The sequence below is a fragment of the Rhodococcus jostii RHA1 genome (genome assembly GCF_000014565.1).
In the GTDB taxonomy this organism is placed as follows: Bacteria; Actinomycetota; Actinomycetes; order Mycobacteriales; family Mycobacteriaceae; genus Rhodococcus_F; species Rhodococcus_F jostii_A.
On record NC_008268.1, the window covers coordinates 3,573,191 to 3,592,104 of the forward strand.

Genomic DNA, 18,914 nt, shown 5'->3' on the forward strand with positions numbered 1-18,914 from the left:
ACGTGGGCTGGGTTTCAGCTCAATGCGATCAACGTCAACGGGTCCGACAGAATCTGACCGATGGCCGCGAGGAATCTCGATCCCTGCTCGCCGTCGACCAGTCGATGGTCGAACGACAGGCTCAGTGTGGTGACCGACCGCAACGCGATCTCGCCCCGGTATTCCCACGGCCGCCTGCGGATCGCGCCGAAGCACAGGATCGCCGCCTCGCCGGGGTTGAGGATGGGCGTGCCCGCGTCGATTCCGAAGACGCCGACATTGGTGATCGTGATCGTGCCGTCGGCCAGATCGGCGGGCCCGGTCTTGCCCTCCTTCGCCGTGGTCGTCAGATCCGACAGGGCGATCGCGAGGTCGCGCAGACCGAGGGTGTGGGCGTTCTTGATGTTCGGCACCATCAGCCCCCGCGGGGTGGCGGCCGCGATGCCGAGATTCACGGAGCGTTTGACGACGATCTCCCCAGCGTCCTCGTCCCAGGACGAATTCAGGGTCGGGTTGGTGCGCAGCGCCACGAGCAATGCCTTGGCCACCAACGTCAGTGGTGTCAGGCGCACGTCGGTGAAGTGCTTCGTTTCGCGCAGCTCAGCCAAGAGGTCGATCGTCGGGGTGACGTCCACCGTGACGAACTCGGTGACGTGCGGGGCGGTGAATGCGCTGCGGACCATTGCTGCGGCGGTGTGCTTGCGGACGCCCTTGATCGGGATGCGTTCCTCGTCGGCGTCCGGTGGGACCGTCGCCGCCGACGTCGTCACCGAGGCGGCGGTGCGGTGGCGCTCGAGGTCGTCCCTGGTGACTTCACCGTGCACCCCGGTTGCGTCCACTTCGGTGAGGTCGACTCCGTGTTGCTTCGCGGCGAACCGCACCGGGGGAGAGGCCAACGGCCGCGACGTGCGCGGCGCCGGGGTGACATCGACCCGGGTTCCCGCCGGACGCCGCTGCCGGCGCCTGCTGGACGAATCCTCGGCCACGCCGTAGCCGACCAGGACCGGGGTCCGCTCGGCCGGGGCCGCGGGAGTGGTCGGCTCGGGCGCGTCCGCCGGGTCCTCGCCGGCGACCGCGACGTCGATGAACGGGCTGCCGACGTCGACGGTTGTCCCCTCCTCGGCGTGCAACGCGACCACCGTTCCGGCGTAGGGCGAGGGCAACTCCACGGAGGCCTTCGCCGTCTCGACCTCGGCGATGATCTGGTTGAGCGTCACGGTGTCGCCGACCCTCACCAGCCAGCTCAGCAGCTCGGCGTCGGTGAGGCCCTCGCCGAGGTCGGGCAGCAGGAATGTCTTGACAGTGGGCATGGAAAACTCCTGGTTCCTACGCGGTGAAGGTGCGGTCGACGGCGTCGAGGATGCGGTCGACGTCCGGCAGGAAGTGCTCCTCGAGTTTCGCCGGCGGATACGGGACGGTGAAGCCGCCGACGCGGGCCACCGGCGCTTCGAGGTGATAGAAGCAGCGCTCGCTGATGCGGGCCGCGATCTCGGCACCGATCCCGAGGAACACGGGCGCCTCGTGGGTGATCACCAGGCGTCCGGTGCGCTGCACGGACTCGGCGACGGTGTCGACGTCGAGCGGGGAGATGGACCGCAGATCGATCACCTCGATCGACCTGCCCTCGTCCGCAGCGACTTTCGCGGCCTGAAGTGCCGTCGTCACGAGCGGCCCGTAGGCGACTACGGTGGCGTCGGTGCCCGGTACGACCACCCGGGCCTTGTGCAGGGGACTCGTCTCGGCGGCCGGGTCGATCAGCCCCTTCTCCCAGTACCGGCGTTTGGGTTCGAAGAACAGCACCGGATCGTCCGACGCGACGGCCTGCTGAATCATCGTGTGCGCGTCGGCGGCGGTGCTGCAGGTGACGACGCGAAGACCCGCGGTCGCGGCAAGATATCCCTCCGGCGACTCGGAGTGATGCTCGATCGCACCGATGCCGCCGCCGTACGGGACGCGGATGGTGATCGGCATCTTCACGTTGCCGCTCGTGCGGTAGTGCAGTTTGGCGACCTGCGAGACGATCTGGTCGAAGCCGGGGTAGATGAACCCGTCGAACTGGATCTCGCACACCGGGCGGTATCCGCGCATCGCGAGACCGACTGCGGTGCCGATGATCCCGGATTCGGCGAGCGGAGTGTCGATGACACGGTTGGGACCGAAGTCCTTCTGCAGTCCGTCGGTGATGCGGAAGACGCCGCCGAGTTTGCCGATGTCCTCTCCCATGAGCACGACCTTCGGGTCGTTCTCGAGGGCGCGGCGCAGGCCGGCGTTCAGGGCCTTGCCGAGCGGGAGCGTGGTCGGGGCGGCCGCGGAGATGGCTGTGCTCATGCGTCGGTTCCTTCGAAACTGTCGAGGTAGGCGGCGAACTGGCGCCGCTCTTCGTCGACGAGGGGATGAGGTTCGGCGTACACGTTGTCGAACAGGGACATCGGCTCGGGTTCGACGGTCTCGAGGCACCCACGGCGCAACGCCGCTGCGGTGTCGTCGGCGCGCTGCTGCATGGCGGCGAGGTAGTCGTCGTCGATCGCGCCCGCCGACTCGAGCAGGGCGCGGATGCGGTCGAGGGGATCCTTGCGTTTCCATTCCTCGTCGAGCGCGGCCGGCCGGTACCGGGACGGGTCGTCGGACGTGGTGTGCGGGCCCATCCGGTAGGTGACCGCCTCGATCAGGGTGGGTCCGCTGCCTTCCCGTGCCCGTTCGAGCGCGGCCCGGGTCACGGCGATCACGGCGAGGACGTCGTTGCCGTCGACGCGCACGCTGGGAACCCCGAAGCCCCGGCCCCGCGCGGCGATACTCACCCGCGATTGCAGACTGACCGGTTCGGAGATCGCCCACTGATTGTTCTGGCAGAAGAACACCACGGGTGCGTGGAAGCTCGCGGCGAACCCGAAGGCCTCGGAGATGTCGCCCTGGCTGGTGGCACCGTCTCCGAAGTAGGTGATCGCGGCGCCGTCGGAGCCGTCGAACTGCATGCCCATCGCGTACCCGGTGGCGTGCAGCGCCTGCGCGCCGACGATGATCGCGGGGGTCGTCATGTTGTATTCGAACGGGTTCCAGCCCGAGTGCGTCGACCCCCGCCAGAACCTGAGCATGTGGGTGGGGTCGACGTCGCGGCAGTACGCGACGCCGTGTTCGCGGTAGCTGGCGAACACGAAGTCGTCCGGACGGAGGGCGCGCGCCGACCCGACCTGCGCGGCTTCCTGCCCCAGCAGCGGAGCCCACAGCCCCAGTTCGCCCTGGCGCTGCAGCGCGGTCGCCTCCGCATCGATGCGCCGCACCACGACCAGGTCTTCGTACAGCGCACGCACCGCGGTGATGTCGACATCGTCTACGTATCGGGAATAGTCCGGATGCTCTACTCGCGCACCGGTTTCGGTGACCAGCTGCACCACATCGTCATTGTCGAACACGAAAACCTCCGAAAGTGATGTACCGGGAGAGCTCGCCACCCGCGAGTGACCGTGTCGGTCAGAATGTTACATTCACACAATCATCAGGACTCATCATGCGCAAGTGTTGTCAATCTAAATAAGCAGAATGCTCAAAACTCGGGCTTCGATCTCTGGCATACTGCGCTACATGACGAAACTCGATCGGACCGACGCCCGGTTACTGCTCGCCCTGTGCGACGCCCCACGCGCCACCGGGGTGCAGCTGGCCTCGCTGCTGGGGATGGCACGGAATACTGTGCAAGCACGGATGTCTCGCTGGGAGGAGCAACGAGTGCTCGCACCGGTCGACCGCTGCGTGTCACCCCGCGATCTGGGATACCCCCTGCAGGCGTTCGTCACCGCGGTGGTCGATCAGCATCGCCTCGAGGACGTCATCGAACACCTGCGGGACATCGCCGAGGTCGTGGAGGTCGTCGGCATCTCCGGGGCGGCGGACCTGCACATCGGCGTGGTCGCCGTCGATGCCGACGATCTGTATCGGGTCGCCGGCCTCATCCTCGCCGTGCCCGGGATCGAGCGCACCACCGTGTCCGTCGCGATGCGCGATGCCATCCCCTACCGCACCCGGCCGCTGCTCGAGCGGATCGCCGAGGAGCAATGACGAAGGCGCTGCCGTCGACCGCCCGGCAGCGCCTGTTCTCCGATCAGTGGTGTGCCGCGACGACCTCCCCGCCGACGTCTTCAGCACTGCGAGTGGGACTTACCCGCGATCTGAGCACGAGAACCAGCACCACGGCGACGAGCATAACCGCCCCGACAACCCACAGGCCTGCGCGTGAGTTGCCGGTGGCGTCGAACAGCCATCCCGTGACGTACGGGGCGCCGAAGCCGCTCATGTTGCCCACCGAGTTGACCACGGCGATGCCTGCGGCGGCCCCTGCGCCGGTGAGGAAGGCGCTGGGCAGGTACCAGAACACCGGCAGTGCGCAGAACACACCAACCGCGTTGACGGTCACCGCGATCATCGTCGTCAGCGGCGACTGCATGTACAGGGCGACAGGAATGGAGACGGCGCCGATCAGGGTGGGGATGGCGACATGCCAGATCCGCTCACCGGTACGGTCGGAGTGTCTGCTCCACAACACCATTGCGACAGCACCGACCGCGAACGGGACCGCGACGATCAACCCGGTGGTGAACAGCGAGAAGTCGGTGTCGAACGTCTTCTTGAAACCGGCGACGATGCTGGGCAGGAAGAAACTGAGCGAATACAACCCGTAGGTGATTCCGAAATAGACGAGCCCCAGCATCCACACGCGGGAGTCCGTCAGCGCCCGGCGCACCGACATGTGAGAGCCGGATTCGGATGCCTCGGATTCGAGTTCGTGTGTGAGCCAAACCTTTTCGTCCTCGTCCAGCCACTTGGCCTGCGAGGGCCGGTCCGTCAGGTAGAACCAGGTGACCACCGCGAGCGCGACGGCGGGGATCCCCTCGAGCAGGAACATGACCCGCCACCCGGACAGTCCGAACAGCCCGTCCCAGTATTGAATGATGGCGCTCGACAGCGGGGCGCCGAGCGCCGACGACACCGGGAGCGCGAGAAGGAACAGGCCCATCAGCCGGACCCGATAGGCGCGGGGGAACCACAGGGTCAGGTAGAGCAGAACACCCGGGAAGAATCCCGCCTCGGCGATACCCAACAGCATGCGCAGCGCGTACAGCGAGCCGGCATTGGGCACGAAGGCCATGGCCGCCGCGACGATTCCCCACGTGAGCATGATCCGGGCGATCCACCGGCGTGCCCCGAACCTGTGCAACGCGAGATTGCTCGGCACCTCGAACAGGAGATATCCGATGAAGAAGAGCCCGGAGGCCAGACCGAACATGGTCTCGGTGAGTCCGAGTTCCTCGCTCATCGTCAGCTTCGCCAGCCCGATATTGGTCCGGTCGAGATAGTTGACGAAGTAGGCCAGGCCGAGGAACGGAATGAGCCGCCGGGCGACCTTCCGGACCACCCTCGCCTCGATCTCGGGTTGCTGCAGTACAGACGACATGAATGACTCGGCTTCCTGAAGATTGGGCGCCCGACCGGGCAACGTGATGTAGACCACTGTATGAGCCGGGTCGAGTGGAAACCATGGAGAAATCACCCATACCGCGATGAGATCAGTGGAGACAATCACCGCCTTCGGTGACCAGCGTGTGCCTCACGCCGTCGAGGCGCCCTCGCCGGAGTTGCCGCGTCCGACGAGCCCGTGCAGGAGTGAGTCGACGATGCGCTCGGGTAGCTCCGGGTCGAGAGCTTTGCGGGTGAGCAGTACCTTGAAGTGTATTGGGGCGACCAGCATTTCGATGGCGAGTCGGACATCGGTGGTCTCGGGCAGCTCACCCCGTCCGATCGCCCGCTTCACGATCTCACCGGATCGCGCGAAGCGCGCCTCCCAGTACCGGTTGCGCGCCTCGGTGGCGGCGGGGTCGTCGCCAGAGGCAGCCAACGCCCTGTCGAAGGCCGAGCCGACCGGGCTGGTCAGGTACGTCACGAGTCGACCGGCGTAGGCGATCAGATCGTCACGGAGCGATCCGGTGTCGGGCACCTGACCCCATTCTTCCGCTTCCTCGAGCAGCGCCTCGATCATCAGGTTCTCCCGCGTACCCCACCGACGGTAGATCGACGTCTCGTGCACGCCCGCCCGCGACGCGACATCCGCGACCGCCAACCCCTCCATGCCGTGTTCGTGTAGCGCGTCGAGAGCGGCATCGAGGACTGCACGGCGGACTCGAGCGGAACGGCCACCGGGGCGACGCTGGGCTCCTTGATCACTCACGACTCCACTTTAACGCAAGACCCTTGCGTTAATGACGTGACTCAGCTCATACTGTTAATGCAAGTTTCTGGACTTTAGAAGGTGGGTAGTCATGACAACGCAAACCAGTGCGGAGATCACCGAACGCAGCGAGACGGCGGACGGGATGCGCATCGACTGGGACGTACCCGTGCCGATGGCGGACGGCACGATCCTGCGGGCCGACGTCTTCCGGCCCGACGACGAGGGCGCATATCCGGTGCTGATGACCCTCGGGCCGTACGGCAAGGGCCTCGCGTTCCAAGAGGGTTTCGGGCCGATGTGGCAGCAGCTGATCAGCGCGCATCCGGACGCGTCGGCCGGGTCGAGCAACCGCTACCAGGTGTGGGAGACCGTCGATCCGGAGAAGTGGGTCCCGGACGGATACATCTGCATTCGGGTCGATTCCCGCGGTGCAGGCCGCTCGGCCGGACTGTTGGACATGCTCAGCGAGCAGGAGGCCCGCGACTACTACGAGGCCATCGAATGGGCCGGCACCCGAGACTGGTCGAACGGCCGGGTGGGACTGCTCGGGATCTCCTATTACGCAGCCAACCAGTGGCTCGTGGCGGCACTGCAGCCGCCGCAGCTGACGGCGATCTGCCCGTGGGAGGGCTTCACCGACATCTACCGAGACCTCAACCGGCACGGCGGCATCTTGACCCGGTTCGGCCAAGCGTGGCAGGAGCACCAGATCTTCACCGTTCAGCACGGGGCCGGGGAGCGGGGCCGACGCAATCCCAACACCGATGAATTGGTCGCCGGACCGCCGACGCTGACCGACGACGAACTCGTCGCGAACAGAGTCGACACGATCGGGGAAGGCAAACGCCGGGAGCTGCTCGACGAATTCGCGCAGGCCCGCACGCCGGACCTGACGCGGATCGAGGTCCCGGTGCTGTCGGCGGCGAATTGGGCGCACCGGCTGCACACCCGCGGCAATTTCGACGCCTACGCCCAGGTGTCCTCCTCCCAGAAGTGGCTGGAGGTGCACGGTCACGAGCACTACGCGGAGTTCTACACCGACTACGGCGTCGACCTGCAGAAGCGATTCTTCGGCCACTTCCTCAAAGGCGAGGCGACCGGCTGGGAAGACCAGCCACCGGTGCGACTGAACGTGCGCCACCTCGACGGCTCGTTCGAGGGCCGCGACGAACAGGAATGGCCGCTGGCCCGCACGCAGTGGACGCGGTTCCACCTCGACGCCACGTCCGGAGCGATGAGCCCGGCCGAACCCCCGGCCGAGGGCACGGCCGAGTTCGCGGCGCTGGGGCCCGGTGTCGACTTTTGGACCACGCCGCTGACCGAGCCGTTGGAGATCACTGGACCGGCCTCGGCACGGGTACGTCTGTCCTCCTCCACCACCGACGCCGACCTGATCGTCACCCTGCGCGTGCAGGACCCGGACGGGAACGAGATCTCTCTGGTGGACGCGATCGATCCCCACGGTGTGCTCGGTGTGGGCTGGCTGCGCGCGTCCCACCGCGAGCTGGACGAGCAGGCCAGTCTGCCGCACCGCCCGTGGCACCGGCATTCGAGCAAGCAGCCGCTGACGCCCGGCGAGGCTGTCGATCTGGACGTCGAGATCTGGCCTACCTCCATCGTCGTCCCGACCGGCTATCGGCTCGGCGTCACGCTGGCCGGCCGCGACTTCGACATGCCCGGCGACGGACCGTGGCCGGTGATCTACGGCATCGAGATGCGCGGCAACGGATTGACCCCGCACGACGATCCGGACGACCGGCCTGCCGGCATCTTCGACGGCACGACAACAGTGCACACCGGCCCGGACGCCGGCACCTCCCTGCTCCTTCCCGTGATCCCGAAGTAAGGCTCGACATCATGCGACGCATCATCGACCTGTCCGTCTCATTGCAGGCGGGCATTCCCTCCGACCCACCCGACCATCTGCCCGAGATCGACTACCTGGACCACGCACATACGCGCGGTGACCTGCTGCAGTTCTTCCCCGGCACGCGGGTCGACGACCTGCCCGACGGGGAAGGCTGGGCCATCGAGCGCATCCAGCTGTCTACCCACAACGGCACCCATCTCGACGCCCCCTACCACTACGCGTCCACCATGGACGGCGGCCAACGGGCCATCACCATCGACGAAGTGCCCCTCGACTGGTGCTTCGGGCGCGGCGTCAAACTCGACTTCCGGCACTTCGACGACGGCTACGTCGTCACCGCCGACGACATCGACACCGAACTGGACCGGATCGGGCACACCCTGGCCCCGTTCGACATCGTCCTGGTCAACACGAGCGCGGGTGCCCGCTACGGCCACGACGACTATGTGAGTACCGGCTGCGGCATGGGCCGTGATGCCACGCTGCACCTGCTGCGCCAGGGCGTGCGGGTGACCGGCACCGATGCCTGGAGCTGGGATGCGCCGTTCGTCTACACCGCCCAGCGGTACGCCGAAACCGGCGACGCCGACATCATCTGGGAGGGCCACCGCGCCGGCCGCGACATCGGCTACTGCCACATCGAAAAACTCGGCAACCTCGAATCGATCCCCTCGTCGGGTTTCCAGGTGGCGTGCTTCCCCGTGAAGATCCACAAGGCCTCGGCCGGTTGGACCCGCGCCGTGGCCATCTTCGACGAGGAGCAGGCATGAGAATCGGTTCCCTGATCGTCGACGGTGTCCAGCGTTACGGCGTCGTCGACGACCACCACATCACCCTGTTGACGGAGTCCACCGACGTCTTCGACGTGCTCGCCGCCGACGACCCGCGCGGGGCCATGACCGGGCACCGGCTGCCGTGGGATCCGACTGCCCACCTCGCGGTGCCGGTTCCCGTCGTGAGCATCCGTGACTTCATCACCTTCGAACAGCACACGGCAGGCTCACTGCGCGCGGTCACCGGGGCGGCCGCGATCCCGGACGCCTGGTACGAAGCGCCCGCCTTCTATTTCACCAACCCCCACGCGGCCATCGGCTCGGGCGCAACGGTTCCGATGCCGCCGGGCTGCGAGGTACTCGACTTCGAATTGGAAGTCGCCGTCGTGATCGGCACGGCCGGCTACAACCTGTCCGTGGACGAGGCCTTCGACCATGTTGCCGGGTTCACCATCCTCAACGACTGGTCTGCCCGCGACCTGCAGGGACGTGAAATGCGGGTGGGCCTGGGAACTGTGAAGGGCAAGGACACCGCCACCACGCTCGGGCCGGCACTCGTCACCGTCGACGAGTTCGTCGACTGTGAGGTCGATGGTCGCTTCGACCTGGACATGGAGGTCTTCGTCAACGGCACCCGCATCGGCGGCGACACCCTGGCGAACATGGCGTGGACCTTCGCCGAGTTGATCGCCTACGCCAGCCGCGGCACCTGGGTGCGGCCCGGTGACGTACTCGGATCCGGAACCTGCGGGGGCGGCTGCCTCGCCGAACTGTGGGGATGGCGTGGAGATCGACAACCACCACCGCTGCGCATCGGTGACACCGTCAGCATGACCGTGGAAGCCATCGGCAGCATCCACAACACCGTGATCGCCGGACCACCACTCCACGAGGTGGCGCCCGCGCGCCGATAGCCGGATTACTCGAAGATTTTGCCGGGGTTCATGATTCCGCGGGGGTCGAGGGCGTTCTTCACCGATCGATGCATGTCCAGGACGACCGGATCGAGTTCCTGGGCGAGGCCGTCCATCTTCAGTAGACCGACACCGTGCTCGCCGGTGACCGTGCCGCCGAGTTCCAGTGCCGCGTCGATGATGTCCGCGAACGCGGCCTGCGCGCGGGCGCGGGCCGCCTCGTCGTCACGGGGCGTAATGAGGAGCGGGTGCAGGTTTCCGTCGCCCGCGTGTGCAATGTTGGCGATGGTGGTCTCGTGGGCGATGCCGATCTGTTCGATGCGCGCAAGCATCTCGGGGACAGCTCGTTTCGGTACGCACACGTCTTCGGTGAGGACCGGGCCGAGTCGCTCCATCGCGGGGTAGGCCAGACGACGCGCAGCGAACAACGCGTCGGCTTCCTCCTGGTCGGTGGAGACGGCAGACCAGGTGGCTCCGGCTTCCTCGAAGCACGACAGCATCTTCTCCGCTTCCTGGTCGCCGACGACTCCCGCGGTGTCGATGCGGCCGAGCAGAACCACGTTCGCCTCCACCGACAGGCCCATCTTCTTCCATGCGTCGACGGCGATGAGGCACTGTTTGTCCACCAGTTCGAGCGCCGACGGGGTCAGTCCCACCGCGGCCACCGCGCTGACGGCCCGGCCCGCGTCGACGATGGAGTCGAAATAGCCGGCCACCGTGCGCTGCGGGTCCTGGAGTGGGCGCAACTTGACGGTGATTTCGGTGATGACGCCGAGCGTCCCCTCGGACCCGACCATCAGACCCGCCAGATCGTAACCGGCCACGCCCTTGGCGGTCTTGCGTCCGAGGCGCACGAGGTCGCCGGTGCCGGTGACGATCTGCATGCCGAGCACGTAGTCACGGGTGACGCCGTACTTGACGCAGCACAGTCCGCCCGCGTTGGTGGCGACGTTACCTCCGATCGTCGACCACGGTGAGCTGGCCGGATCCGGCGGATACCAGAGCCCGTGTTCGGCGCACGCGGCGCGGAGATGGTCGTTCACCACGCCGGGCTCGACGACGGCATACCGCTCGAGCGGATCGATCTCCTTGATCGCGTTCACGCCCTCGAGCGCGAGGACGACACACCCGTCGGCCGCGTTCGCGCCACCGGACAGACCGGTCCCGGCACCCCGCGTGACGACGGCGGTGTCGTGGTCGAGGCACGCGCGCACGACAGCCTGGACTTCGAGGGCCGTTCGGGGCCTGACGACAGCGAGCGGAGCGGCGTACGGCGCCCACTCGGCTTCGTCGTGCTGGTACTTCGCGACGACGTCGGAGTCGCGCACGACGCGATCCGCGGGAAGGGATGCCAACAGTGCATCGATCAACATGGCGAAAACCGGTCCTTTGCGGGCGAGAAGGTGATGTCTCGAATCTAGCTGTGATCTGGATCTCGGCCAATGTAGATTCCATCTATCAAATCCAGGAATCCATGGATGGAGACACCAGTGAGTACTGCCGATCGCGGCTGGATGGAACTGCTGCTCGACGACGCACCCATCGACGAACTCGATGCCCTCCGGCGCACGTTGATCGAGGAATCCGACGCGTCCGACAGGGCCACGGTCGAACGCGAAGCCAACGCCGCACTCCGGCTCCGGGCGCAGCTCGATCAGCGCCAACAGCGCAGTAGGGAGTTGGCGGCGCTCAACGACATCGCCGCCCGATTGACGACGGTTCGCTACGACCGGGTGTTGCTGCAGGAAGTGGTCGATCAGGCGAGGCAACTGCTCGGAGTGGATCTCGCCTACATGGGATCGGTGTACGACGAGGAATTCGTCATCGAGGTCACCAGCGGGGCCCTGACCCCGAACCTCGTCGGAATCCGGTTGTCCCTGGACGAAGGACTCGTGGGCCTGATCGTCCGCAGGTCCACGCCGGAGTGGACGCCCGACTACCAGAGCGAACCGGCGTTCCGGCACATCACCGGAGCCGACAGCGCAGCGCGGTCGGAGAACATGCGCGGCCTGCTCGGGGTGCCCCTGCGCGTCGCCGATCGCGTCATCGGCGCACTGTTCGCGTGCAAGCGTCAGGAACGGGCCTTCACCGAATCCGAGATCGCGCTGCTGTCGGCGCTGGCAGCCCATGCGGCGATCGCGATCGAGAACGTTCGCTCGTTGGAACGCGAACGAGACACCGTCGCACGGCTCGAATCGGTGAACGCCGAATTATCGCAGCGCACAACCGAGCTCGAACAGATACTGCAATGGGATCGGACGCTGACTCAGGTGGTGCTGCTCGGCGCCGGGGTGCAGCGTCTGGTGCAGGAGGTCGCCCAGCTCTCCCGGCAACCGGCCTATTTCGTACAGGATGTAACCGAGTTGCCCGTGGACCTGATGCCGCATGCCGATGATGTGTCGGCGGCGGTCCGTGAGCTGCGCGCGGGCGGGAAGGACCACGCCGAACGCGGCGAGGTGATCGCGCAGCGTGTCGCGGCTGCCGGCGAGATGCTCGGCGCGCTCCTGTCCGTGGGAGCCGGGCAGCCGACCACTCGTCTCCTGCTCGAACGCGCGGCACCCGCGATCGCGCTGTCTCTCGCCGAGGAACGTGCGGCGGGGGAGGCGACGCGCCGCGCACGGGATGCGTTTCTCGTCGATCTGCTGACCCATCCCGCCGCCACCGCACAGGACGAGCGCCGCCAATTGCGGTTGGCCGGACTCAACCCCGACACGACGTACTGCGTCGCCGTGGCGATCGCCACGGGCCAGGACACGGTCCGCACCGCTCTCGGGACATTACCCTTCCCCTCGGGAACCGTTGCAGCGGAACATGGCTCCCGCGCGCTGGCGGTCGTGCCCGCCAAGGATTCTGCCTCCGTCCAGGCGGTGTTCACCGCCGGACGGCTCGACGCGACGATCGGTATCGCGGAGCCCGCGCGTGGTGCGAAGGCACTCGCGCGTGCCTACGTCGAAGCCCAGCAGACCGTCGATGTGCTCGACACATTGGGACGCGCGGGTGAGGTCTCGTCCGCGCGCGGTCTGGGCATCTACCGGATCCTGCTGAGCCACATGGCGCGCGAGCACCTCGACGAACTGACCGAAGCTCAACTGGGCCCGCTGATGGCGGAGCAGGCCAAACGCGGAGTGCCACTGCTGGAAACACTGTCGGAGTATCTGGCTCACGGCCGTCACCATTCGGCGACCGCGTCGAGTCTCGGCGTGCACGTCAACACCCTCTACCAGCGTCTCGACGCGATCGACCGCCTCCTCGGCCCGGACTGGCGCGACCCCGACAAAGCTCTCGATCTGCAGGTGCTGATGCGGTTGCGGAGAACGGCGGAACTACTCGGCGCACGAACTCGGTGACACGGTTCAGGCGCTGATGCCGCCCGTGAGGATGGCGGCGAGTTCGGCGTAGGCGTGTGCGTCGTCGAGTCCGGTGCTGTCGCGGACCCCGCGTTGCTGGATGCGGACCATCATGGTGGCGGCGAGGTCGGCGGCGAAGGCGGCGTGCACGTCGCGGAAGTCCCCGCCGGCGACGCCTTCGGTGATCAGCTCCTGGACTCGACCGGCCGCGAACTGGGTGTTCCGTTCGTACACCTCGCGTGCCGGCGGGAAGGCGTCGAGGTCGGCCATGAACTGGTCGGATGCGGCCGAGAGGGCGGTGCCCACGGCCGACAGGTAGGCGGTGATCCGCTCGCGGGCCCCGGCGATCGGCTCGATGTGCGACTCGACGTCGTCGGTCGCGCGGCGGAAGAAGTGCACGGTGGCGGCCCGGACCAGCTGCTCTTTGCTGCCGGCGAGGGTGTACAGCGTCGACTTCGAACAGCGCAGCCGGTTCGCGATCTCGTCGAGCGTGAGGTGGGCGAACCCCTCGACCAGGATCAGGTCGACGAGGGCGTCGAAGAGCTGGGTGCGCCGTCGGGTGGCGAAACCGGGTCGGGTGGGCTGCTCCATGACAGAAATAGTACTGGGAGATGCCTTGCAGTACTATTTCGCAATCAGTACCCTGGGGCGTAATCCAGTACTGTTTTCCGTAGCCTTCTCGAGGAGAAACCGTGGCCGTCGATCGCTTGCTGCCTACTGACGAAGCCCGTGACCTGATCCAGCTCACGCGTGACGTCGCCGACAAGGTCCTGACGCCGATCGTCGACGAGCACGAGAAGTCGGAGACCTACCCCGAAGGCGTGTTCGCCACCCTCGGCGAGGCCGGACTGCTGAGCCTGCCGTACCCGGAGGAGTGGGGCGGCGGCGCGCAGCCGTACGAGGTGTACTTGCAGGTGCTCGAGGAGATCGCCGCCCGCTGGGCATCGGTCGCGGTCGCGGTCAGCGTCCACAGCCTTGCCTGCCACCCACTGATGGCGTTCGGCACGGACGAGCAGAAGCAGCAGTGGCTCCCGGAGATGCTCGGCGGCAACACCATCGGCGCCTACAGCCTGTCCGAGCCGCAGGCCGGATCCGACGCCGCCGCACTGACCTGCAAGGCCTCCGCAACCGAGGGCGGGTACGTCGTCAACGGCGCGAAGGCGTGGATCACCCACGGCGGCATCGCCGATTTCTACAACCTCTTCGCCCGCACCGGTGAGGGATCGAAGGGGATCTCCTGCTTCCTGGTCCCGAAGGACACCGAGGGCCTGACGTTCGGCAAGCCCGAGGAGAAGATGGGCCTGCACGCCGTGCCGACAACGTCCGCGCACTACGACGACGCCTTCGTGCCCGCGGAACGACGTATCGGCGCGGAAGGGCAGGGTCTGCAGATCGCGTTCAGCGCACTCGATTCCGGCCGGCTTGGCATCGCCGCGGTCGCCGTCGGGCTCGCGCAGGCCGCCCTCGACGAGGCCGTCGCCTACGCCCAGGAGCGGACTGCGTTCGGCAAGAAGATCATCGACCATCAGGGACTCGGCTTCCTGCTGGCCGACATGGCCGCCGCCGTCGACTCCGCGCGCGCCACCTACATCGACGCGGCCCGTCGCCGCGACGCCGGCCTGCCGTACTCCCGCAACGCGTCCGTCGCCAAGCTCGTCGCCACCGACGCCGCCATGAAGGTCACCACCGACGCCGTCCAGGTGCTCGGCGGCTACGGCTACACCCGCGACTTCCGCGTCGAGCGGTACATGCGGGAAGCGAAGATCACGCAGATCTTCGAGGGCACCAACCAGATTCAACGCCTGGTCATCAGCCGCACCCTCGCCGCGAACTGACGCACCCACCCCCGAGAAAGGCTCCTCCTCACATGCCCACCTCTGTGATCGTCGCCGGCGCCCGCACCCCGATCGGCCGCCTGCAGGGTTCCCTCGCCGGGTTCTCCGGCGCCGACCTCGGCGGAATTGCCATCGAGGCGGCGCTCGGCAAGGCCGGTGTGGCCCCGGACCGGGTGCAGTACGCCATCATGGGGCAGGTCCTCACGGCCGGCGCCGGGCAGATGCCCGCCCGGCAGGCCGCCGCGAAGGCCGGCATCCCAATGAGCACCCCGTCACTGAACATCAACAAGGTGTGCCTGTCGGGGGTCGAGTCGATCATCCTCGCCGACCAATTCATCCGGTCCGGCGCATTCGACGTGATCGTCGCCGGCGGCATGGAGTCGATGAGCCAGGCACCGCACCTGCTGCCCGGTTCACGCGGCGGTTTCAAGTACGGCGACGTCACCCTCGTCGACCACATGGCCCTCGACGGGTTGCACGACGCGTTCACCGATCAGCCGATGGGGCTGCTCACCGAGGCCGGCAACGACAGGGACGTCATCGCCCGCGAGGACCAGGACGCGTTCGCGGCCCGCTCGCACCAGTTGGCGGCCAAGGCCTGGGACAACGGAATCTTCGACGACGAGGTCGTGCCCGTCGAGATCCCCGCCCGCCGCGGTGAGAGCACCTGGCTGCGCCGCGACGAGGGCATCCGCCCCGACACCACCGCCGAAACCCTGGCGCGGTTGCGTGGCGCGTTCCGGGACGGTGGCACGGTCACCGCGGGGAACGCGTCGACGATCAACGACGGCGCCTGCGCGGTGGTGGTGATGAGCAAGGAACGCGCCGAGGCCGAAGGGCTGACCTGGCTGGCGGAGATCGGCGAGCACGGCATGGTCGCCGGCCCGGATTCGGGTCTGCAGTTCCAGCCGTCCGGTGCCATCGCGAAAGCGTGTGATGCAGCCGGTATCGCGCCTGCCGAGTTGGATCTGATCGAGATCAACGAGGCGTTCGCCGCGGTCGGGATCGCCTCCACCCGCGAACTCGGCGTCGACCCCGACCGGGTCAACGTCAACGGCGGTGCGATTGCCCTCGGTCATCCGATCGGGATGTCCGGCGCCCGCATCACCCTGCACCTCGCGCTCGAGTTGCAGCGCCGCGGCGGCGGCATCGGCGCCGTCGCCCTCTGCGGCGGCGGCGGACAGGGCGACGCCCTGATCCTGCGCGTCCCCTGACAACCCCCTTCCCCATACTGCCGCAAACCTATTCGAGGAGAACTTTGTGAAGATCGATGGAGCCGTCGCTGTCGTCACCGGCGGAGCATCCGGACTCGGTAACGCCACCGCCAGGGCCCTGCACGAGCGCGGCGCCCAGGTCGTGCTGCTCGACCTTCCGTCGTCCGACGGGGAAGTGGCCGCCAAGGAGATCGGGAAGGGCGCCTACTTCACGGCCGCCGACGTCACCTCCGCCGGTGACGTCACGTCCGCGATCGACTTCGCCGCGTCGCTCGGCGACCTCCGCGTGGTGGTCAACTGCGCCGGAATTGCTACGCCCGGCAAGGTTCTCGGCAAGGCCGGCGTCCTTCCCCTCGCGGACTTCGAACGCGTCGTCCGCATCAACCTCGTCGGCACCTTCAACGTCCTGCGCCTCGCCGCCGAGAAGATCGCCCAGACCGAACCCGTCGACGGGGAACGCGGCGTCATCATCGACACCGCCTCCGTCGCCGCATTCGACGGCCAGATCGGTCAGCCCGCCTACGCGGCGTCCAAGGGCGGCGTCGCCGCCATGACGCTGCCGATCGCCCGCGAACTGGCCCGCCACCTCATCCGCGTCGTCACCATCGCACCCGGAATCTTCGAAACGCCCATGATGGCCGGACTTCCCGAGGAAGCGCAGAAGTCCCTCGGACAGCAGGTGCCGCACCCCTCCCGGCTCGGCAAGGCCACCGAATACGCCGCCCTCGCCGCGCACATCATCGACAACGCCATGCTCAACGGCGAAACCATCCGCCTCGACGGAGCCATCCGCATGGGTCCCAGGTAGGCGGCCGGGGCTCGATGATCTCCGCGGTGTGTTCTCGCAATGCCGGGACGGGCTTCAGAAGTGGCCGTGTGCCGGCGAACGTGACCCGGGGGGACACTTTCTGACGGTGGAGCTTTCGAACAACGAACCGCTGGCGGATGCGCACAACGCCCTGCTGCCGCCGGATGCCTTCCACCTGCCGGTGGGCCGCCCCGTCACCCACAAGGTCTACCGGGACGCCGCGCACCATTCCCGCCTCGTTCTGCCGTTCACGACACGCAAGACGGAGGAAATGTAGCGACGGTGGATTCGGCCCGCGGACCGGCGGAGCACTGGCCATCGGCGAGCGGATCGGTCACGATCGACGGGTGGACCGCACCGCCCGACTCGCCCTCGCCGTCGACAGACAGGGCGGACGATGCCTGTGGTGCGGTCGTCGTTTCGGACCGTTGATTCCGCCGACCACCGAACACCTCGTGCCACGACTCAAGGGCGGGCCCAGCATCGCAGCCAACGAGGCCGCCGCGTGTCCGCGGTGCAACGCGGACCGCGGCCACACCGGTCCGGTCGACTGGCTCGCGCAGTGCCGGAACCGACACGGTTGGGCCCCGCAGGCAAGCCTGCTCGCGACACTCCTGAACACGTTGGACGCCGAACTCGACAACGTGGGTGGGCATCGCCGCGCCAAGCGGTACCTGTCCGGCCAACTGCGGCGCTGCCGGAGCGATCACATCGACTGAATCGGGTCAGCGTCGCCCGTTGGCCGCCGTCTCGTTGCGCGCGCTCGGAATACCACCGGTAAGTCCGCTGTTGAGGAGAATGACGGTGGCGCTCATACCCCGGGTACCACACCAGAAGAGTCGCTGCGAGCGACCACTTGCCGAGAGGCGATATGGCGTCACTGTCATCTCTGACCGGGTAAGACCTACATTGCGTAGCGTTCCCGGAAGGATGAGGAGTCGCTGACACCGGGGAAGGTGTCGGCGGCTTCCCTCTGCCTTGGACCCTGAATTCACGGCAATCCTGAGACCACAGGCAGACATTTCGGACAGCGTTCTCAGGTTCGGGCCGTAGACTTACGCAGATCCACCGGGCCGGCTCTTTCCGGCCTCGCTCGACACATCTCGTTCGACAGAGAGAATCCACTATCACCAATCCACACCGCGCCGGATCACCGAGAACCCACAATCTTCGCCACGCGGCAGCTGGCACGGCCTGGGTACTTTCGTTCGCCTACTTGTTGGCGGAGGTGTTCACCGCGGCGGCGTGGAGCACGCCTTACAGCTTCGCGCAGGACTCGATCAGCTCCCTGGGCGTGACGACCTGCGAAGTCGGATCGTGCTCACCGCTGCACGACGTCATGAATTCGGCGTTCGTCGCGCTCGGCGTGCTCACACTCCTCGGTGCACTGTTTCTTCATCGGCACATCAGAAGTGGCCGGGAGAAGAAGTGGATACTCTCGCTTGCCGTGATCATCGCGGTGAGCACCGCCGCCACCGGTCTGTTTCCGGCGAACGATGGAACGATCATCCACTGGTCGGCCGTGTTGCCGGGCTTCGTGGCGCGCCACGTGGTGCTCGTGCTCATCGCCTGGCATATGTGGCACGAGAAGCGGCTGGTCGCCCTGTGGTCCGCGCTGTGCGCACTCGTGGGCCTGGTCGGCGCCGGCCTCATGCTGGGTCAGGCGCTGCATTTCGGCCTGGGGGAGCGTCTCGCTCTCTACCCGTTACCGATGTGGATGGCCGTGACCGGCATGGCGGTACTGATGGGGCTGGCGCGCCGCACGGTGTTCCGCAATGTCGAGTTCTCGCTGCGCGCTTTCCACCCGCGCACCGCTATTTCGCGGGCGTGGACTCGGCCACGATACCTTCGTCGACGAGCTGACGCACGGATGTCCGACGGCGCCGTGACTGCGGGCGGTGGGGCGTCCGGACGCTCAGTGCGGTGATCGTCGCGGGCGTCGTCGGCGCAACTG

General features: G+C 67.2%; 17 protein-coding genes and 1 pseudogene. 11 read left to right on the plus strand and 7 right to left on the minus strand.

The window, feature by feature from the left end; genetic code table 11:
• Positions 1-14 precede the first annotated feature (14 nt).
• From RHA1_RS16385 to pdhA, 3 genes are read right to left on the minus strand one after another with little or no spacing between them, the layout of a single operon-like run.
• On the minus strand, positions 15-1,289 hold the full coding sequence (locus tag RHA1_RS16385; RefSeq protein ID WP_011596020.1) for a dihydrolipoamide acetyltransferase family protein: 1,275 nt from the start codon (positions 1,287-1,289) through the stop codon (positions 15-17).
• A 16-nt stretch (positions 1,290-1,305) separates the two neighbouring features.
• Positions 1,306-2,307, minus strand: coding sequence for an alpha-ketoacid dehydrogenase subunit beta (locus RHA1_RS16390; protein ID WP_011596021.1), 1,002 nt, complete (start codon positions 2,305-2,307; stop codon positions 1,306-1,308).
• Positions 2,304-3,389: a pyruvate dehydrogenase (acetyl-transferring) E1 component subunit alpha gene (gene pdhA, locus RHA1_RS16395; protein WP_011596022.1), complete on the minus strand. Its 1,086-nt coding sequence runs from the start codon at positions 3,387-3,389 to the stop codon at positions 2,304-2,306. Before pdhA ends, RHA1_RS16390 begins: the two co-directional genes overlap by 4 nt.
• A gap of 169 nt (positions 3,390-3,558) precedes the next feature.
• On the opposite strand from pdhA, the gene RHA1_RS16400 reads away from it, so the two are divergent.
• A complete protein-coding gene (locus RHA1_RS16400; protein WP_016881876.1) occupies positions 3,559-4,032 on the plus strand; it encodes an Lrp/AsnC family transcriptional regulator in 474 nt (157 codons plus the stop codon).
• 43 nt (positions 4,033-4,075) lie between these two features.
• On the opposite strand, the gene RHA1_RS16405 is transcribed toward RHA1_RS16400, so the two are convergent.
• Both RHA1_RS16405 and RHA1_RS16410 read right to left on the minus strand, forming a co-directional pair.
• Positions 4,076-5,425, minus strand: a complete 1,350-nt coding sequence (locus RHA1_RS16405; protein ID WP_011596024.1) for an MFS transporter — start codon at positions 5,423-5,425, stop codon at positions 4,076-4,078.
• A gap of 153 nt (positions 5,426-5,578) precedes the next feature.
• Complete coding sequence (locus tag RHA1_RS16410) at positions 5,579-6,196, minus strand: TetR/AcrR family transcriptional regulator (RefSeq protein WP_011596025.1); 618 nt, start codon at positions 6,194-6,196, stop codon at positions 5,579-5,581.
• A 91-nt stretch (positions 6,197-6,287) separates the two neighbouring features.
• Between RHA1_RS16410 and RHA1_RS16415 the strand changes: the two genes are divergently transcribed.
• From RHA1_RS16415 to RHA1_RS16425, 3 genes are read left to right on the plus strand one after another with little or no spacing between them, the layout of a single operon-like run.
• A complete protein-coding gene (locus tag RHA1_RS16415; RefSeq protein ID WP_011596026.1) occupies positions 6,288-8,045 on the plus strand; it encodes a CocE/NonD family hydrolase in 1,758 nt (585 codons plus the stop codon).
• 11 nt (positions 8,046-8,056) lie between these two features.
• Positions 8,057-8,839 carry a cyclase family protein gene (locus tag RHA1_RS16420; protein ID WP_011596027.1) on the plus strand — a complete coding sequence of 261 codons (783 nt, stop codon included), beginning with the start codon at positions 8,057-8,059 and terminating at the stop codon, positions 8,837-8,839.
• Complete coding sequence (locus RHA1_RS16425; protein ID WP_011596028.1) at positions 8,836-9,756, plus strand: fumarylacetoacetate hydrolase family protein; 921 nt, start codon at positions 8,836-8,838, stop codon at positions 9,754-9,756. Before RHA1_RS16420 ends, RHA1_RS16425 begins: the two co-directional genes overlap by 4 nt.
• Before the next feature lie 5 nt (positions 9,757-9,761).
• Here the strand turns inward: RHA1_RS16425 and RHA1_RS16430 are convergent, their stop codons facing one another.
• A complete protein-coding gene (locus RHA1_RS16430) occupies positions 9,762-11,129 on the minus strand; it encodes an FAD-binding oxidoreductase (protein ID WP_011596029.1) in 1,368 nt (455 codons plus the stop codon).
• A 105-nt stretch (positions 11,130-11,234) separates the two neighbouring features.
• Here RHA1_RS16430 and RHA1_RS16435 point away from each other — a divergent pair, with 105 nt between their 5' ends.
• On the plus strand, positions 11,235-13,103 hold the full coding sequence (locus tag RHA1_RS16435) for a helix-turn-helix domain-containing protein (protein ID WP_011596030.1): 1,869 nt from the start codon (positions 11,235-11,237) through the stop codon (positions 13,101-13,103).
• A gap of 6 nt (positions 13,104-13,109) precedes the next feature.
• Here the strand turns inward: RHA1_RS16435 and RHA1_RS16440 are convergent, their stop codons facing one another.
• Positions 13,110-13,694 carry a TetR/AcrR family transcriptional regulator gene (locus RHA1_RS16440; protein ID WP_005567928.1) on the minus strand — a complete coding sequence of 195 codons (585 nt, stop codon included), beginning with the start codon at positions 13,692-13,694 and terminating at the stop codon, positions 13,110-13,112.
• A gap of 101 nt (positions 13,695-13,795) precedes the next feature.
• Here RHA1_RS16440 and RHA1_RS16445 point away from each other — a divergent pair, with 101 nt between their 5' ends.
• From RHA1_RS16445 to RHA1_RS16470, 6 genes and pseudogenes are all read left to right on the plus strand, one after another.
• Entirely contained in the window at positions 13,796-14,938 is a 1,143-nt protein-coding gene (locus RHA1_RS16445) for an acyl-CoA dehydrogenase family protein (RefSeq protein WP_011596031.1), read from the plus strand.
• Positions 14,939-14,970: 32 nt separating this feature from the next.
• Positions 14,971-16,152, plus strand: coding sequence for an acetyl-CoA C-acetyltransferase (locus tag RHA1_RS16450; RefSeq protein ID WP_011596032.1), 1,182 nt, complete (start codon positions 14,971-14,973; stop codon positions 16,150-16,152).
• 46 nt (positions 16,153-16,198) lie between these two features.
• Positions 16,199-16,960: an SDR family NAD(P)-dependent oxidoreductase gene (locus tag RHA1_RS16455; RefSeq protein WP_011596033.1), complete on the plus strand. Its 762-nt coding sequence runs from the start codon at positions 16,199-16,201 to the stop codon at positions 16,958-16,960.
• Positions 16,961-17,051: 91 nt separating this feature from the next.
• Positions 17,052-17,237 (plus strand): annotated as a pseudogene (locus RHA1_RS45340) (X-Pro dipeptidyl-peptidase domain-containing protein); the annotation flags it as partial.
• A gap of 70 nt (positions 17,238-17,307) precedes the next feature.
• A complete protein-coding gene (locus RHA1_RS16465; protein WP_041811558.1) occupies positions 17,308-17,679 on the plus strand; it encodes an HNH endonuclease in 372 nt (123 codons plus the stop codon).
• A gap of 509 nt (positions 17,680-18,188) precedes the next feature.
• A complete protein-coding gene (locus tag RHA1_RS16470) occupies positions 18,189-18,887 on the plus strand; it encodes a DUF998 domain-containing protein (RefSeq protein ID WP_011596035.1) in 699 nt (232 codons plus the stop codon).
• The last annotated feature ends 27 nt before the right edge of the window (positions 18,888-18,914 follow it).

What these genes read in the sequence shown, in the direction of transcription:
- RHA1_RS16420 (WP_011596027.1), top strand. Translation starts at nt 8,057, where the DNA reads ATGCGACGCATCATCGACCTGTCCGTCTCATTGCAGGCGGGCATTCCC.
- RHA1_RS16405 (WP_011596024.1), bottom strand. Translation starts at nt 5,425, where the DNA reads ATGTCGTCTGTACTGCAGCAACCCGAGATCGAGGCGAGGGTGGTCCGG.
- RHA1_RS16440 (WP_005567928.1), bottom strand. Translation starts at nt 13,694, where the DNA reads ATGGAGCAGCCCACCCGACCCGGTTTCGCCACCCGACGGCGCACCCAG.
- RHA1_RS16425 (WP_011596028.1), top strand. Translation starts at nt 8,836, where the DNA reads ATGAGAATCGGTTCCCTGATCGTCGACGGTGTCCAGCGTTACGGCGTC.
- RHA1_RS16450 (WP_011596032.1), top strand. Translation starts at nt 14,971, where the DNA reads ATGCCCACCTCTGTGATCGTCGCCGGCGCCCGCACCCCGATCGGCCGC.
- RHA1_RS16435 (WP_011596030.1), top strand. Translation starts at nt 11,235, where the DNA reads ATGGAGACACCAGTGAGTACTGCCGATCGCGGCTGGATGGAACTGCTG.
- RHA1_RS16385 (WP_011596020.1), bottom strand. Translation starts at nt 1,289, where the DNA reads ATGCCCACTGTCAAGACATTCCTGCTGCCCGACCTCGGCGAGGGCCTC.
- RHA1_RS16430 (WP_011596029.1), bottom strand. Translation starts at nt 11,129, where the DNA reads ATGTTGATCGATGCACTGTTGGCATCCCTTCCCGCGGATCGCGTCGTG.
- RHA1_RS16415 (WP_011596026.1), top strand. Translation starts at nt 6,288, where the DNA reads ATGACAACGCAAACCAGTGCGGAGATCACCGAACGCAGCGAGACGGCG.
- RHA1_RS16390 (WP_011596021.1), bottom strand. Translation starts at nt 2,307, where the DNA reads ATGAGCACAGCCATCTCCGCGGCCGCCCCGACCACGCTCCCGCTCGGC.
- RHA1_RS16400 (WP_016881876.1), top strand. Translation starts at nt 3,559, where the DNA reads ATGACGAAACTCGATCGGACCGACGCCCGGTTACTGCTCGCCCTGTGC.